Origin of the sequence: Xylella taiwanensis, from assembly GCF_013177435.1 — a bacterium.
GTDB lineage: Bacteria > Pseudomonadota > Gammaproteobacteria > Xanthomonadales > Xanthomonadaceae > Xylella > Xylella taiwanensis.
This window is the reverse complement of sequence record NZ_CP053627.1, coordinates 2,453,618-2,470,782: the sequence shown is the minus strand read 5'-3', so window position 1 is coordinate 2,470,782 and position 17,165 is coordinate 2,453,618. Positions and strand designations below refer to the sequence as shown.

Sequence of the window (17,165 nt, the reverse complement as noted above, 5' to 3'; positions counted from 1 at the left end):
ATCGAGTGGTCTTCAAAACGGCTCTTTTGGTCGCGAGAGAGTCGCGTTCTGCCGCTGCGAGGCGGTTTCTCAACTTTTAAGGTAGTGAAACAATTATGGCAAACCATCAAATTAAAGCTCAGCGCCGCGAAGACGAGGGGAAGGGTGCGAGCCGCCGCCTGCGTCATGCTGGCCTGATTCCAGCCATTGTTTACGGTGGCGAGGAGCGTCCAGTCAGTATCCAGCTTAACCATGAACATATCTGGCTTGCTCAACAGAACGAATGGTTCTATTCATCAATTCTCGATCTGAATGTTGATGGCAGCGTGGAGAAGGTACTGTTGCGTGATTTACAGCGTCATCCTTATCGTCAGTTGGTCATGCACGTTGATTTTCAACGCGTTAGTGCGGATGCCAAGCTGAGTGTTGCGGTGCCGTTGCATTTCATCAACCAAGCTACTTCACCTGCGGGCAAGGCGAGCGGTGTGGTGATTACCCACGAATTGAATGAAGTGCAGATATTGTGTTTGCCGAAAGATTTGCCAGAGTTCATTGAGGTTGATCTGTCCACGTTGAGTGTCGGTCAGGTGATCCACCTGTCCGACATTAAGTTGCCGATTGGTGTTGAGTTGCTGACTCGGCTGGATAAGGAGCACGACGTGGCAGTAGTTATCGCTAAGCATGTGGTGAGCGAGGATGACACGTCGGCAGCGGCGGAAGGCGAGGGCGAGCCTAAGTAATTACCCTGCATTCTCTGCGTCTAAATGGTGAGAGGAATGCAATGAGAACTTTCACATGTTAGGGTTGCGTTTGATCGTTGGGCTTGGCAATCCGGGTAACGAGTACACTAAAACCCGGCACAATGCCGGGTTTCGTTTTGTCGATGGTTTGGTTCAGCGTGAGGGTCAGCGCTGGACGCTGGAGTCAAAGTTGTTTGGTCACGTCGCCCGTGTGTTGATCGCTGGGCAATGGGTATGGTTACTACGCCCAGTCACTTTTATGAATTTGAGCGGCAAGTCGATCTGTGCCGGTTTAAACTTTTGGAAGATTAAACCGGAGCAGATGTTGGTTGCTCACGATGATTTGGATTTTCCACCGGGGACCGTGCGCTTGAAGTTTGATGGTGGTCATGGTGGTCAGAATGGGTTGCGTGATATCACCAAGCTGCTTGGTCACGGACGCTTTCATCGTCTTCGTGTAGGTATTGGCCATCCTGGTCATAAAGATCGTGTGGTAAGTTGGGTGCTCGGTTGTCCAACGTGTGATGACGATATTGCTATCGATGCTGCTTTAGAACGAGCCGGTGCTGTATTGCCTTTGGCGGTTTCTGCTGACTTTGATGAGGCTGTGAAAAAGCTACACACGGTGGTGTGATTGGGGATTGGTCACAACGTGACCAATCCCCAATCCTCACCATCGGAAATCTATATGGGTATTAAATGCGGTATTGTTGGGTTGCCCAACGTTGGTAAATCGACTTTGTTCAATGCATTGACTAAAGCCGGTATCGCTGCGGCTAACTTCCCATTCTGTACAATTGAACCCAATGTGGGTGTCGTGCCTGTTCCGGATCCACGTCTCAATCAATTGGCCGAGATCGTCAAGCCTCAGAAGTTAGTGCCGACAGTGATCGAATTCGTTGATATTGCAGGTCTGGTTGCCGGCGCGGCCAGTGGTGAAGGGCTGGGCAACAAGTTTTTGGCGCATATTCGCGAGGTTGATGCGATTGCTCACGTCGTGCGTTGCTTCGAGCATGGCGAGATTATCCACGTTGCCGGTAAGGTTGATCCTCTGGCTGACATCGAGATCATCGAAACGGAATTGATACTGGCCGATTTGGACACTGTCGAGAAGGCGTTCAACCGCATGACGCGTGCTGTCAAGGGAGGCGATAAAGAAGCGATTGCGCGCAAATCGGTGCTTGAGAGGTTGCAGGTTGTGTTCAACAACGGCAAATCTGCCCGCTCTCTTGGATTAAATCAGGAGGAACGCGCTTTAGTCCACGATTTATTCCTACTGACGCTCAAACCGGTGATGTACATCGCCAATGTGCTTGAAAACGGGTTTCAGGATAATACGCACCTTGAGACTGTAAGTGTGCGTGCTGCGTCCGAGGATGCTCAGGTTGTACCAGTTTCTGTGGTGATCGAAGAGGAACTCGCTCAGCTGGAGGATGCAGATCGCGAGGCATTCTTGGTTGACCTTGGTCTGGAGGAGCCGGGACTAAATCGAATAGTCCGTGCTGCTTATGCGTTGCTCGGTCTGCAGACTTACTTTACTGCGGGAGTGAAGGAAGTGCGTGCTTGGACCGTGAAGGCTGGCGCTACCGCGCCGCAGGCTGCTGCGGTGATCCATACGGATTTTGAAAAAGGGTTTATCCGTGCCGAAACCATTGCTTTCGAGGACTTCATCAAATATAACGGTGAAGCCGGTGCACGTGATGCTGGGCGTATGCGTTTGGAAGGCAAGGAGTATCAGGTGCAAGAAGGAGACATTTTTCATTTTCGCTTCAACGTATGATTCTACGGCTGCTCAAATAATTTTTGTCATATATTTTTTGATGACGATGTTGTTGTTAAGCAGAGTTTTGAATTGGTTGTGTAAGTTGGGTTTTGTTGACAGGGATTTTATTTTGTGTCATAATTAACAGCTTTTCGCCGCATTGCTCTATAATGCACCAAATTTCCTGGTTGCTTATTGGTGGTGAAAATCAGGAGGGATACCCAAGCGGCCAACGGGGGCAGACTGTAAATCTGCTGGCTTAACGCCTTCGGTGGTTCGAATCCACCTCCCTCCACCAGTTTTCGTTGCGTCATGTGTCCGGCTAACTAGGTGCGGGAGTAGTTCAAAGGTAGAACCTCAGCCTTCCAAGCTGATGGTGCGGGTTCGATTCCCGTCTCCCGCTCCATTGAATTTAAAGCGTGGCATAATCCGAAAGCTGTGCTCACGTAGCTCAGTCGGTAGAGCACCTCCTTGGTAAGGAGGAGGTCGATGGTTCGATTCCATTCGTGAGCACCATCTGCATTAAAGATTTAACGAATACCGAGAACAGATAGTAATGGCTCAGGATAAGTTCAAACGCACCAAGTTTCACGTAAATGTTGGTACGATTGGTCACGTTGACCACGGCAAGACTACGCTGACAGCGGCGCTGACTAAGGTGGGTGCTGAGCGTTTTGGTGGCGAGTTCAAGGCATACGATGCGATTGATGCTGCACCTGAAGAGAAGGCGCGTGGGATTACGATTTCTACGGCTCACGTTGAGTATGAAAGTGAAACCCGCCACTATGCCCATGTGGACTGTCCGGGTCATGCTGATTATGTGAAGAACATGATTACGGGTGCTGCGCAGATGGATGGCGCGATTTTAGTATGTTCGGCTGCTGATGGTCCGATGCCGCAGACTCGCGAGCATATTTTGCTGGCTCGCCAGGTTGGCGTACCTTACATTGTTGTGTTCTTGAACAAGGCTGACATGGTGGACGATGCCGAGTTGCTTGAGCTGGTGGAGATGGAGGTGCGTGAGTTGTTGAGTAAATACGATTTTCCTGGTGACGACACCCCGATCGTGAAGGGTTCGGCATTGAAGGCCCTGGAAGGGGATCAGTCGGAGATTGGTGTGCCGGCGATTATTCGACTGGTGGAGGCATTGGACAGCTACATTCCAGAGCCGGAGCGTGCGATTGATCGTCCGTTTTTAATGCCTGTGGAAGATGTGTTTTCGATTTCTGGTCGTGGCACGGTGGCGACTGGTCGTGTTGAATGCGGTGTGATTAAGGTAGGTGATGAAGTAGAAATTGTTGGTATTCGTCCGACGTCCAAGACGACTGTGACGGGTGTGGAGATGTTCCGTAAGTTGTTGGATCAAGGTCAGGCTGGGGACAATGCGGGTCTTTTGTTGCGCGGTACTAAGCGCGATGAGGTGGAACGTGGTCAGGTATTGGCGAAGCCGGGTTCGATCAAGGCGCATAAGGAATTTGAGGCTGAGGTGTATGTGCTGTCGAAAGAGGAAGGCGGTCGCCACACTCCGTTTTTCAATGGATACACGCCGCAGTTTTACATGCGTACAACAGACATCACCGGTAAGGTGTGTTTACCTGAGGGAGTGGAGATGGTGATGCCTGGAGATAATGTGAAGATAACGGTGTCGCTGATTAATCCCGTGGCAATGGGTGAGGGGCAGCGCTTTGCGATCCGTGAGGGTGGACGCACAGTGGGAGCTGGAGTAGTTTCGAAGGTTATTAGTTAACCAGTGCTTTGTAATCCGGCGGTCGAGGTCGTTGGATTCGTGCAAACGGCGGGCCGGTTGAACCTCGGTTCGCCGTTGTTATTTCAAAAATCGTAGTGCGAGTGAGTCTCAAGCGTCAGTAGCTCAATTGGCAGAGCAGCGGTCTCCAAAACCGCAGGTTGGGGGTTCGATTCCCTCCTGGCGCGCCACTTTTGCCCCGGCTTTATGGCTTGGCTCAAATCGGTAAGCTGAATCCTGATGAAAACAAAAATTGAACCTACTAAAATCACCGCTCTGAGCGGCGATATTTTTAAGTACTTCATTGCTAGCTTGCTGTTGGTGTTAGGGGGGTTTGTCTGGTTTCTGTTCGAGGAAGCTGTGCATTTCCTTATGTTAGGTTCTTGGGCTACACAGTTGCGTGGTTTGGCTGTTATGCTCGTTTTCGCCGCTGCTGCATCTGTGCTTATGACCACAGCAAAGGGGCGTGAACTTCGTGAATTCTTAGTTGAGTCGCGTTTTGAGCTGCGTAAGGTGGTCTGGCCAACACGTCATGAGGCTATTCGTATCACTTGGGTTGTAATCGTGGTAATTACTATACTGAGTCTTTTGTTGGGTGGCTTTGATTTCGTGATACAGAAGCTCACGCAGTGGTTCCTGTCGCTTTGAGGAGGATTAAGCTGTGAAGCGCTGGTATGTTGTTCATGCCTATTCGGGTTTTGAGAAGACAGTTGCGCAAGCGCTGCGTGACCGTATTTCACGTATTGAGATACAGGATCGTTTTGGTGAGGTGTTGGTTCCTGCCGAAGAAGTCGTGGAAATGCGTTCTGGTCAGAAACGCCGTTCCGAGCACAAATTTTTCCCGGGTTATGTGTTGATCCAGATCGAAACTTACTATGAGGGCGGTGTGCCACGTATCGATAGTGAATGCTGGCACTTGGTTAAGGAGACCCCAAAGGTGATGGGTTTCATCGGTGGTACTGCTGATCGCCCGTTGCCGATCAGTAGCGATGAAGCTGATGCTATTTTGCGGCGTGTTCAGGATGGTGCTGAGAAACCACGTCCCAAAGTGTTGTTTGAGCCGGGACAAATGGTTCGAGTCATAGATGGTCCCTTTAATGATTTCGATGGACTTGTGGAGGAAGTTAATTACGAAAAAAATCGTCTGCGTGTGGCTGTACTGATTTTTGGTCGTCCTACGCCTGTTGACCTTGAATTTGGTCAGGTCCAAAAAAGCTGAGTTTCGTCTCTTTCATTGTATTCAGTAAAAGATATAAAAGGTTTGCTATACTTGGCAGCTTAAGCTTTGTTAAGTTGTGGGTTTGTTGGCACATAAAGAGTCTTTATTTAGACGATTAAAGACGTGATCTCGGGACGCGTGTTTTTCTCGACGTGATGGGGAGCCTGTTTTTAAGGCGCTATTACCCGGAGAATTTCAGATGGCAAAGAAGGTCATTGCTTACATCAAACTTCAGGTGAAGGCTGGTCAGGCGTCTCCTTCGCCGCCTGTTGGTCCCGCTTTAGGGCAGCGGGGTTTGAATATTATGGATTTTTGTAAGTCATTTAATGCAGTAACTCAGAAGCTTGAACAGGGTTTGCCGATTCCGGTGGTAATTACTGCTTATTCGGATCGTACTTTTACCTTTATTACCAAAACACCTCCAGCGTCGGTTTTGCTTAAGAAGATTGTCGGCATACAATCTGGCTCCAAACGCCCTAACACAGAGAAGGTAGGCAAAGTTACCCGTAAGCAGCTTGAAGATATTGCTAAGGCGAAGGAACTTGATATGACTGCGGCTGATTTGGATGCGGCGGTGCGTACGATCGCAGGTTCGGCTCGTAGTATGGGGTTAGTGGTGGAGGGTTAATTTATGATACAGACAAAGCGTCAGAAGGCTATTAAGGTCGCTGTTGTACCAGGCAAGGTTTATGCCATTGAAGAAGCGATTAGAATTTTAAAAACTACCACCAAGGCGAAGTTTGTTGAATCAGTGGATGTTGCCGTGCGATTGGGTGTAGATGTGAAAAAATCGGATCAACAGGTCCGAGGCTCAACGTTGTTACCCGCTGGAACTGGTAGGGCAGTACGTGTAGCGGTGTTTGTTCCATCTGGTGCTAAGGCGGAGGATGCCTTAGCTGCTGGTGCCGATGTTGTGGGTATGGATGATTTGGCTGAGAAAATGCAAGCAGGTGATCTAAACTACGATGTTGTGATTGCTACTCCTGATGCGATGCGTGTTGTTGGTAAATTGGGTACTTTGCTTGGTCCTCGTGGTCTGATGCCTAATCCGAAGGTGGGTACAGTATCTACAAATCCTGGTGAAGCGGTTAAGAATGCCAAATCGGGCCAAATTCGTTATCGCGCTGACAAGGCTGGTATTATTCATTGCGTCATCGGTAAGGTGAATTTCGACGATGAAGCATTGAAGTCAAACTTGCAGGCGTTGTTGGTTGACTTAATCAAAATCAAGCCGACTGCTTCTAAAGGAACCTATTTGCAGAAAGTATTATTGAGTTCGACAATGGGGCCGGGTGTGATGATTGACCAGTCAACGTTATCTCTTAAGTAATGTTGAATGTGATCGACGTAACGTGTTTGGAGTGTCTCCCGGGTGTGATGTTTATAGTCGGTTTCTTCCGGCCATTGGTCCACCCTTATAACGGGTAGGGCTTTTTGAAGGCGGTCGTGGGTGTTTATTCACGATAGCTATCAAAGATCGCAGGTGCACTCTACGGCTTTGGCAACGCTTAAGTCTGTGGAGTGCTTAATTTTTTCCTTGCATGAAGAGCCTGCGTAGATGGTGTCGCTCTTCTGGAATTTTCTGGTTCACGAAGCTCTGGGGCGTTCCCAGGTTGTCCTATTCCAGGTCTAGAACAGCCACTAAATCTCGAACGTGACTATTGTTTCGGCTTCCAGGAAGGAAGCTGCCCAGGACCGTAATCGGCAGGAGCCGTGAACGGAATATTTGAAGCAGAGCGGTGAGAGTGGGGTGCTTTCGAAATGTACAGGCGAGTTCTTATCTATAGTTTGTTAGCCATTTTTCGGTTCCCATATTTAATGGATGGGTCCAATGGCTCTTAATCTGTCGCAGAAACAGGAAGTTGTTGCCGAGTTGGCAGGAGTTGCCGCTAAGGCTCATTCCTTGATTGTCACTGAATATGCTGGCATCACTGTTCCTCAGATGACCGCGATGCGCAAGCAGGCTCGAGAGAGCGGTGTATATCTCAAAGTTGTTAAAAATACATTGGCTGCACGTGCCCTGGAAGGTACTGAGTACGCTATTGTCAAAGAGAAGTTAATTGGTCCTCTGCTTTATGCGTTTTCCCTTGAAGAAGCGGGTGCTGCTGGTCGTCTAATTAGGGAGTTTGCTAAAAAAAACGACAAGCTCAAGTCGAAAGTGGTATCTCTTGGTGGTGTGCTGTATCCGGCTAGCCATGTCGATGTTCTCGCGTCGTTGCCAACCCGATTACAGGCTCTGGCCATGCTAGCTCGTGTTTTATCTGAGCCGATCACATTGTTCGCGCGTGCTGTCAAAGCTGTGGCTGATGACAAACAGGGAGGCGCTGCTTTGTCCGCGTCTGAAACTAGTGAAGCGTGATGCGCTAATGACTCGCTAAAACTCTATCTCAGAAACTATCGAAAGGTAATCATCATGTCTCTTACCAACGAGAAAATTGTCGAAGCTATTGCTGAAAAATCCCTTATGGAAGTGATGGATCTTGTCAAGGCTATCGAAGACAAGTTTGGTGTTTCTGCTGCTGCTCCAGTTGTGGTTGCTGGTTCGGTTGCAGCTGCTGCTCCGGTGGAAGAGCAAACTGAGTTCACCGTCATCCTGAAAGAAGCTGGTGCTAAGAAGGTTGAAGTTATCAAAGCTGTCCGTGCTGTCACTGGATTGGGACTTAAAGAAGCCAAAGATCTTACTGAAGCTGGTGGTATTTTGAAAGAAGCTGTCTCAAAGGAAGATGCTGAGAAAATTAAGAAGGAACTTGAAGCTGCGGGCGCGACCGTCGAGGTCAAGTAAACGGTATCTTGCATTGTCGACATCTTATAACGATGCATTGAAGGCTGGGGTGGATATCAACTCCCGGCCTTTTATCCCTTGAAGAGGAGAGGCTGTTATCTGAATGTTCGAAAATTCAAATCAAATTTTAGTTACTTGGTAGTTGAAAGTGACGGGAGAAGGCATGCTGATGTCTAATACCACTGCTTCCAACTGGCAACTCGTTACTTCGAGCCGCGGACGCGCGGCCTGTACACCATAAAGGTGAAAGATCTTATGACCTCCTATTCGTTCACCGAAAAGAAGCGTATCCGCAAGGATTTCGGCAAGCATCGTTCGATCCTCAAAGTGCCGTTTTTGTTAGCTATCCAAGTGGACTCCTATTGTGCGTTTCTACAAGGAGACGTGGAGTCGAGCCAACGTAAAGACATTGGTCTACATGCGGCGCTGAAATCAGTGTTTCCTATTGTTAGTTACAGTGGCAATGCTGCCTTAGAATACGTCGGTTACAAGCTTGGCGAGCCGATGTTCGATGAGCGTGAGTGCCGGCAGCGTGGTATGAGTTACGGTGCGCCGTTACGTGTGACCGTCCGTTTGGTGATTTATGATCGCGAGTCTTCGACTAAGGCAATCAAGTACATTAAGGAGCAGGAAGTCTATCTAGGGGAAATTCCCTTGATGACTGAGAACGGTACGTTCATTGTGAATGGTACCGAGCGTGTTATTGTTTCGCAGTTGCATCGCTCCCCAGGTGTCTTCTTTGACCACGATCGCGGTAAGACTCATAGCTCGGGGAAATTGCTTTACAGCGCTCGCATCATTCCCTGTCGAGGCTCATGGTTGGATTTCGAGTTTGACCCGAAAGACGCGCTATTTACCCGTATCGACCGACGCCGCAAATTGCCGGCATCCATCTTGTTGCGTGCGCTTGGTTATTCCAACGAGGAGATACTGAGCGAGTTTTTCGAAATTAACACGTTTCACATTAACCCTGATAAAGGTGTGCAGCTTGAGTTGGTGCCTGAGCGGCTGCGTGGTGAAATATTAAGTTTCAATTTAACTGACGGCGACAGCGTGATTGTTGAAGCGGGTAAGCGTATCACTGCGCGTCATGTGAAACAGTTGGAGGCTTCGCGTATCTCCGCATTGGCTGTGCCGGATGAGTATCTGATCGGCCGTCTTTTATCGCATGACGTGATTGATGCGACGACTGGTGAACTGCTTGCCAGTGCCAACAGTGAGGTGACTGAGGATCGCATGGTTGCTTTTCGCAAGGCGAGTGTCGAGTCGGTGGGAACGCTTTGGGTGAACGATTTGGATCGTGGGTCGTATCTGTCTAATACTTTGCGTATCGATCCAACTAAAACTCAGCTTGAGGCTCAGGTCGAAATCTACCGCATGATGCGTCCAGGAGAGCCGCCAACTAAGGAAGCTGCCCAAAATTTGTTTCACAACTTGTTTTTCACTTTTGAGCGTTACGACTTGTCCATGGTTGGGCGCATGAAGTTCAATCGTCGTGTTGGTCGTACAGATGTTGCCGGCGAGCCTGTACTTTATGATAAAAAGTATTTTGCTGATCGCAACGATGAAGAGTCCAGGCGCTTGGTTTCCAAGCTGGGCGAGACTTCCGATATACTTGATGTCATTAGGGAATTGTGCGAGATCCGTAACGGACGCGGTGTTGTGGATGATATTGATCATCTGGGTAATCGTCGAGTGCGTTCGGTCGGTGAGATGGCGGAAAATGTCTTCCGTGTAGGGCTTGTACGTGTTGAGCGTGCTGTCAAGGAGCGATTGTCAATGGCTGAATCCGAGGGGCTCACTCCGCAGGAGTTGATCAATGCCAAACCAGTTGCTGCCGCAATTAAGGAGTTCTTCGGTTCATCACAACTGTCGCAGTTCATGGATCAGAATAATCCTTTGTCGGAAGTGACTCACAAGCGTCGTCTTTCGGCGTTGGGTCCAGGTGGTTTAACGCGTGAGCGTGCCGGTTTCGAAGTGCGTGATGTGCATTTAAGTCACTACGGCTGCTTGTGTACGATTGAGACTCCGGAAGGACCGAATATTGGTCTAATAAATTCACTGGCAGTGTTTGCTCGCACCAATCAATATGGTTTCCTTGAAACACCGTATCGTAAGGTTGCTGACGGTTGTGTCACCGATGAGGTTGAGTATTTGTCGGCTATTGAGGAGAATCAGTATGTTATTGCCCAGGCTAACACCTTGACTGATGTTAATGGGCAATTGACTGAGTCGTTTGTGCCATGTCGTTTCCAGGGGGAGTCCCTGTTGAAGCCACCATCGGATGTGCATTACATGGATGTTTCGCCGATGCAAACAGTGTCAGTCGCTGCTGCTTTGGTTCCTTTTCTGGAACATGATGATGCAAATCGCGCATTGATGGGGGCGAACATGCAGCGCCAAGCTGTGCCCACCTTGCGTGCGCAAAAACCTTTGGTTGGTACTGGTATTGAGCGTACCGTTGCTCGTGATTCGGGCGTGACTGTGAATGCCCGCCGGGGTGGTGTAATTGATCAGGTCGATGCTGGCCGTATCGTAGTTAAGGTCAACGAATGTGAGATTGTTGGTGCCACTGATGCTGGTGTTGACATCTATGGCCTGATTAAATACACCCGCTCAAATCAGAACACCTGTATCAATCAGCGTCCGCTTGTGAACGTGGGCGACATAGTTGCCACTGGTGACGTACTGGCCGATGGCCCATCGACTGACATTGGCGAATTGGCGCTCGGACAAAACATGCTGATCGCGTTTATGCCTTGGAATGGCTACAACTTCGAAGACTCTATTCTACTTTCTGAACGTGTGGTGGAAGAGGATCGGTACACTACAATCCACATTGAGGAGCTGACTTGCATTGCACGCGATACCAAGTTGGGGTCCGAGGAAATCTCAGCTGACATCCCTAATGTCTCAGAGCAAGCGCTAAATCGTCTAGACGAATCTGGTGTGGTGTACATCGGTGCCGAGGTGCGTGCTGGCGATATTCTGGTCGGTAAGGTCACGCCGAAGGGAGAAAGCCAGCTAACCCCGGAAGAAAAGTTGTTGCGTGCGATCTTTGGTGAAAAAGCTTCGGATGTGAAGGATAGCTCGCTTCGTGTGCCACCGGGCATGGATGGTACTGTGATCGATGTCCAGGTGTTTACCCGTGATGGCATTGAGAAGGACAAACGTGCTCATCAGATTGAAGAGTATGAAATCAAGCGTGTCAAGAAGGATTTTGATGACCAGTTTCGTATTCTGGAAGGCGCTATTTACGCTCGTTTGCGTTCTCAGATCGTAGGTAAGGTGGTTAACGGTGGCGTCGACATTAAAAAAGGCGAGATAATCACTGAAACTTATCTCGATGGTTTGAAGAAGAGTGACTGGTTTGCGTTGCGAATGAAGGATGAGGTCGCTGTTGAAGCAATCGAGCGTGCGCAGAAGCAGATACAGGCACACGAGAAGGATTTTAATCAGCGTTTTGCGGACAAGCGTAGCAAGATCACTCAGGGTGACGACTTGGCGCCCGGTGTATTGAAGATGGTCAAGGTTTTTTTGGCTGTAAGGCGTCGTATTCAGCCTGGTGATAAGATGGCCGGACGTCACGGCAATAAAGGTGTGGTTTCCAACGTTGTACCAGTTGAGGATATGCCATTCATGGAGGATGGAACACCGGTGGATATTGTATTGAATCCGTTAGGCGTCCCGTCGCGTATGAATATTGGTCAGATCTTAGAGGTGCATTTGGGGTGGGCAGCTAAGGGTTTGGGACATCGGATCCAGCGTATGCTGGAGGTCAAAGCCGCTATTGCGGATCTGCGAAGTTTTCTTGATGAAATTTACAATCATGACCACAGTATGGTTGGGCAGCGGGTAGATCTGTCGCAGTTCAGTGATGACGAATTGCTGAACATGGCTAACAATCTGACTGACGGTGTGCCGATGGCAAGCCCAGTTTTCGATGGTGCCTCTGAGCAAGAGATTAAGCGTATGCTTGAACTAGCGGAATTGCCGACCAGCGGTCAGACCCAACTCTACGATGGCCGCACTGGAGAACCGTTTGATCGCAAGACTACGGTTGGTTACATGCACTACTTGAAGTTGAACCATTTGGTTGACGACAAGATGCACGCCCGTTCAACTGGCCCCTATTCACTGGTTACTCAGCAGCCGTTGGGTGGTAAAGCCCAGTTTGGCGGCCAGCGCTTTGGTGAGATGGAAGTTTGGGCCTTGGAAGCTTATGGTGCAGCTTACACACTGCAGGAAATGCTGACGGTGAAGTCTGATGATGTCCAGGGGCGGAATCAGATGTACAAGAACATCGTCGATGGCAATCATCAAATGGTCGCAGGTATGCCCGAGTCTTTTAATGTCCTGGTGAAGGAAATCCGCTCCTTAGCGATCAATATTGAGCTGGAAGATAACTAAAGATGCGATGTTATGGATTCATTGATCGGTTTGGAGGTCGTGAGTTCCATTGTCCCTTGTTTCCAACTAATCCTGATGCCTGAATTCCGAATTTCGGAGAAGAAGTATGAAAGATCTACTCAATCTCTTTAACCAACAGCGCCAGACATTGGATTTCGATGCAATCAAAATTGGCCTTGCTTCGCCTGCCTTGATTCGATCTTGGTCGTTTGGTGAAGTTAAGAAGCCGGAAACCATCAACTATCGCACTTTCAAGCCTGAGCGTGATGGTTTGTTTTGTGCTGCGATCTTTGGTCCTATCAAGGACTATGAATGTTTGTGCGGCAAATATAAACGCATGAAGCATCGAGGTGTGGTTTGTGAAAAATGTGGCACCGAGGTGACTTTGGCTAAAGTGCGTCGTGAGCGTATGGGTTGTATTGAATTGGCTTCACCTGTTGCCCATATTTGGTTTTTAAAGTCGTTACCTTCACGCATTGGGCTGATGCTGGACATGACTTTGCGTGATATCGAGCGTGTGTTGTACTTCGAAGCCTATGTAGTAACTGAGCCGGGTTTGACTCCCTTAGAGCGGCGTCAGTTGCTAACCGAAGAGCAGTATTTACAAGCCCGTCAAGAGCATGGTGACGACTTCGATGCTTCTATGGGAGCCGAGGCTGTGTATGAGCTGTTGCGGATGATCGATTTGCAATCCGAGATGGCCCGTTTGCGTGAGGAAATTGTTGTCACCGGTTCTGAAACTAAGCTAAAACGTCTAACTAAACGTATTAAGCTGATTGAGGCGTTCATCGAATCTGGTAATCGCCCAGAATGGATGATTTTGACAGTATTACCTGTACTGCCTCCAGACTTGCGTCCATTAGTACCGTTGGACGGCGGCCGTTTCGCAACCTCTGATCTGAACGACCTGTACCGTCGTGTTATTAACCGTAACAACCGTCTATGCCGCTTGTTGGAGTTAAGCGCTCCTGACATTATCGTACGCAACGAGAAGCGCATGTTGCAAGAATCAGTTGACGCGTTGCTGGATAATGGTCGTCGTGGACGTGCTATTACTGGTACTAATAAGCGTCCGTTAAAGTCGCTAGCGGACATGATCAAGGGCAAGCAGGGGCGTTTCCGCCAAAATTTGCTTGGAAAGCGTGTGGATTACTCTGCTCGTTCAGTTATTATCGTAGGTCCGCACCTTCGGCTGCACCAGTGCGGCTTGCCGAAAAAAATGGCGCTTGAGCTATTTAAGCCTTTTGTGTTCGCTAAGCTGCAGCGTCGCGGCTTGGCTACTACGATTAAGGCTGCTAAGAAGCTGGTTGAGCGTGAAGAGGCCGAGGTATGGGATATTCTTGAGGAAGTTATTTGTGAGCATCCGGTGGTATTGAATCGTGCGCCAACTCTGCATCGTCAGGGTATTCAAGCATTCGAGCCAGTTTTAATCGAAGGTAAGGCGATTCAACTACATCCGTTGGTTTGTACAGCATTTAATGCTGATTTCGATGGTGATCAGATGGCTGTACATGTACCGCTTTCGCTTGAAGCTCAACTTGAAGCACGTGCGTTGATGATGTCCACCAACAACATACTGTCTCCAGCTAATGGTGAGCCTATCATCGTACCGTCACAGGATGTGGTGCTGGGCTTATACTACATGAGTCGTGCTCTGGAGAATAAGAAAGGCGAAGGCATGGTATTCGCCAATACGAGCGAGCTGAAACGTGCTTACGACAATCGTGTTGTCGAATTACACGCTAAGGTGAAGGTCCGCATCACTGAGATAGAGATTGATGATCAAGGGCTGCGTACCAAGAGAGTTGCGATTTTAGATACTACGGTAGGGCGGGCATTACTGAGTGAGATTCTTCCGGAAGGTTTGCCGTTTGTGTTGGTCAATACCGAAATGACTAAAAAGAACATTTCGAGGTTGATCAATTCCAGTTATCGCATGCTTGGCTTGAAAGATACGGTTGTATTTGCAGATAAATTAATGTACACGGGTTATGCTTATGCTACTCGTGCCGGTGTGTCGATAGGCATAGATGACATGCTGATTCCTATCGAAAAGAAAGAAATATTGGGTGAGGCTGAGCAGGAGGTGCTTGAGATTCAGGAGCAGTATCAATCTGGGTTAGTTACCGCTGGTGAGCGGTATAACAAGGTGGTTGATATTTGGTCGCGTACTAACGAGCGCATTGCCAAGGCGATGATGGATACTATCGGCACTGAGAAAGTGGTTAACGCCGAGGGTGAAATCGTTGATCAGAAATCAATGAATTCACTGTATATCATGGCTGATTCTGGGGCACGTGGTAGCCAAGCGCAGATTCGTCAATTGGCTGGTATGCGTGGTTTAATGGCCCGTCCTGATGGCTCGATCATTGAGACACCGATTAAAGCTAACTTTCGTGAAGGTTTGAGTGTGCAGGAATATTTCAATTCCACACATGGTGCTCGTAAAGGTTTGGCAGATACCGCATTGAAGACTGCGAATTCTGGTTACTTGACCCGCCGTTTGGTCGATGTGACTCAAGATTTATGTGTTGTGCAGCTGAACTGCGGTACTGCTAACGGCTTAACTATGACTCCGATTGTTGAAGGTGGAGACGTTGTTGAGCCACTTAAAGATCGCGTGTTGGGACGTGTCGTTGCTGAGGATGTATTTCTTCCTGGAAACGACGATGAGCCGATTGTCACTCGTAGTACCTTGCTCGATGAGCAATGGGTAAATAAGTTGGAAGAGGCTGGTGTGCAATCTGTGAAGGTTCGTTCTCCTATAACATGTGAATCTCCATTTGGTGTATGTTCGTTATGTTATGGTCGAGATTTGGCGCGTGGCCACTTGGTTAATATAGGTGAGGCAGTAGGTGTCATTGCCGCGCAGTCGATTGGTGAACCAGGTACCCAGTTGACGATGCGCACCTTCCATATCGGTGGTACTGCCTTGAGCGCAGCGGCGGTAGATAACATCACTGTTAAAACTAGCGGTTCGGTAAAATTTACTAACCTCAAGTATGTTGAGCATGCTAATGGTACTTTGGTGGCAGTATCTCGCTCGGGGGAAATTTCTGTCCTGGATACCCATGGGCGTGAACGTGAGCGCTACAAATTGCCTTACGGCGCGACTATCAATGTCAAGGATATGGCTGAAGTCAAATCGGGACAGACCTTGGCAAATTGGGATCCGCATAACCACCCGATAGTTTCTGAAGTTGCTGGCTTTATCCGTTTTGTCGACTTCGTTGATGGCGTTACTGTCATTGAGAAAACTGATGATCTGACGGGTTTATCTTCGCGTGAGATTACTGATCCGAAGCGCCGTGGTTCTCAGGGTAAAGATCTCCGTCCTTTAGTGCGTATCGTTGATAAAAAGGGAAACGATCTGACCATCCCCGGTACTGATCTTTCAGCTCAGTATTTGTTGCCGCCGCGCTCTATTGTTAATCTTCAGGATGGTGCGTCAGTTGGTATTGGTGATGTGGTGGCTAAAATTCCACAGGAAGCTTCCAAAACCCGTGACATCACTGGTGGTCTACCCCGAGTGGCGGATCTGTTCGAAGCGCGTAGGCCGAAAGATTCCGCCATTTTAGCTGAGCGTTCGGGGGTAATAAGCTTTGGTAAAGACACCAAAGGTAAGCAGCGCTTGATTATCAAAGATGCTGATGGCAGTGAACACGAGGAACTGATTCCTAAGTACCGTCAAATTATTGTGTTTGAAGGAGAGCATGTCACTAAAGGTGAGACCATTGTGGATGGTGAGCCGAGTCCACAGGATATTTTGCGTTTACTGGGTATTGAACCGTTAGCTGCCTACTTGGTGAAAGAAATACAGGACGTGTATCGTTTGCAAGGTGTGAAGATCAATGACAAACATATTGAGGTGATCACACGCCAAATGTTGCGTAAAGTTGAGATTGTTGACCAGGGGAACAGTAAGTTCCTTAATGGTGAACAGGTTGAACGTCAGCGTGTTATCGAGGAAAATACGAAGTTGATTGCGCGCAATGAGTTGCCAGCAAAGTACAATCCAGTGTTGCTAGGTATTACTAAAGCTTCTTTGGCAACTGAATCGTTCATCTCGGCGGCCTCTTTTCAGGAGACTACCCGTGTCTTAACCGAGGCAGCAGTGCGAGGAACCAGGGATAATTTGCGTGGTTTGAAGGAAAATGTCATCGTTGGTCGCCTTATCCCAGCGGGCACTGGTCAGGCTTATCATAGCCATCGTCGCTATAGTGCGGTTGGTCTTACTGAGTCTGAAATGGAAGCTTTGCTTGGTCGTAGCGCCTTTTCTGGTGCAGATATTTCTTCGCACACCAAAGATGCGGTTTCTCTTGGGGGGTAAAGTTCCTAGGGATTAGTGTAGGCATAAACTCTGTTGACTGCTAACTGGGAAAAGGCATCGATCATAATGATATTTATGCGATGGTTTCCTTTGTTGGTCATGGTTAGTAGATCGGAGTTTAGTGCTTCGTTGACATTTTTCTTGTTTGTCAATTACGCTGGTTCGGTTAACGGCAGGGCAGCCTCACTTCCCTGCTTTC

The 17,165-nt window shown here is 48.6% G+C and carries 12 protein-coding genes and 4 tRNA genes; all 16 read left to right on the top strand.

The genetic code is table 11. The features are described from left to right. Positions 1-95: 95 nt before the first annotated feature. The gene (locus PLS229_RS10415; protein ID WP_038271276.1) at positions 96-719 is read left to right on the top strand and encodes a 50S ribosomal protein L25/general stress protein Ctc; all 624 of its coding nucleotides are present in this window, start codon (positions 96-98) and stop codon (positions 717-719) included. A gap of 55 nt (positions 720-774) precedes the next feature. Further along, on the top strand, positions 775-1,353 hold the full coding sequence (pth, locus tag PLS229_RS10410; protein WP_038271277.1) for an aminoacyl-tRNA hydrolase: 579 nt from the start codon (positions 775-777) through the stop codon (positions 1,351-1,353). 54 nt (positions 1,354-1,407) lie between these two features. Beyond that, entirely contained in the window at positions 1,408-2,499 is a 1,092-nt protein-coding gene (ychF, locus tag PLS229_RS10405) for a redox-regulated ATPase YchF (RefSeq protein WP_038271278.1), read from the top strand. 193 nt (positions 2,500-2,692) lie between these two features. Then, a tRNA-Tyr gene (locus PLS229_RS10400) sits at positions 2,693-2,779 on the top strand. Positions 2,780-2,813: 34 nt separating this feature from the next. After that, positions 2,814-2,887: transfer RNA gene (locus PLS229_RS10395), tRNA-Gly, on the top strand. Between the two features lie 34 nt (positions 2,888-2,921). Continuing rightward, a tRNA-Thr gene (locus PLS229_RS10390) sits at positions 2,922-2,997 on the top strand. A gap of 40 nt (positions 2,998-3,037) precedes the next feature. Then, a complete protein-coding gene (gene tuf / locus PLS229_RS10385) occupies positions 3,038-4,228 on the top strand; it encodes an elongation factor Tu (protein ID WP_038273292.1) in 1,191 nt (396 codons plus the stop codon). A gap of 112 nt (positions 4,229-4,340) precedes the next feature. Next, positions 4,341-4,416: transfer RNA gene (locus PLS229_RS10380), tRNA-Trp, on the top strand. Positions 4,417-4,465: 49 nt separating this feature from the next. After that, positions 4,466-4,873: a preprotein translocase subunit SecE gene (secE, locus tag PLS229_RS10375; RefSeq protein WP_038272892.1), complete on the top strand. Its 408-nt coding sequence runs from the start codon at positions 4,466-4,468 to the stop codon at positions 4,871-4,873. 13 nt (positions 4,874-4,886) lie between these two features. After that, positions 4,887-5,444: a transcription termination/antitermination protein NusG gene (gene nusG / locus PLS229_RS10370; RefSeq protein ID WP_038272890.1), complete on the top strand. Its 558-nt coding sequence runs from the start codon at positions 4,887-4,889 to the stop codon at positions 5,442-5,444. 199 nt (positions 5,445-5,643) lie between these two features. Then, positions 5,644-6,072, top strand: a complete 429-nt coding sequence (gene rplK, locus PLS229_RS10365; RefSeq protein ID WP_038272888.1) for a 50S ribosomal protein L11 — start codon at positions 5,644-5,646, stop codon at positions 6,070-6,072. A gap of 3 nt (positions 6,073-6,075) precedes the next feature. After that, positions 6,076-6,774, top strand: coding sequence for a 50S ribosomal protein L1 (gene rplA, locus PLS229_RS10360; protein WP_038272885.1), 699 nt, complete (start codon positions 6,076-6,078; stop codon positions 6,772-6,774). A gap of 501 nt (positions 6,775-7,275) precedes the next feature. Then, positions 7,276-7,803: a 50S ribosomal protein L10 gene (gene rplJ / locus PLS229_RS10355; RefSeq protein WP_038272883.1), complete on the top strand. Its 528-nt coding sequence runs from the start codon at positions 7,276-7,278 to the stop codon at positions 7,801-7,803. 54 nt (positions 7,804-7,857) lie between these two features. Continuing rightward, a complete protein-coding gene (gene rplL, locus PLS229_RS10350; protein WP_038272881.1) occupies positions 7,858-8,226 on the top strand; it encodes a 50S ribosomal protein L7/L12 in 369 nt (122 codons plus the stop codon). A 255-nt stretch (positions 8,227-8,481) separates the two neighbouring features. Then, positions 8,482-12,636, top strand: a complete 4,155-nt coding sequence (gene rpoB, locus PLS229_RS10345; RefSeq protein ID WP_038272880.1) for a DNA-directed RNA polymerase subunit beta — start codon at positions 8,482-8,484, stop codon at positions 12,634-12,636. Positions 12,637-12,742: 106 nt separating this feature from the next. Continuing rightward, on the top strand, positions 12,743-16,966 hold the full coding sequence (gene rpoC / locus PLS229_RS10340) for a DNA-directed RNA polymerase subunit beta' (RefSeq protein WP_038272879.1): 4,224 nt from the start codon (positions 12,743-12,745) through the stop codon (positions 16,964-16,966). Positions 16,967-17,165 lie beyond the last annotated feature (199 nt).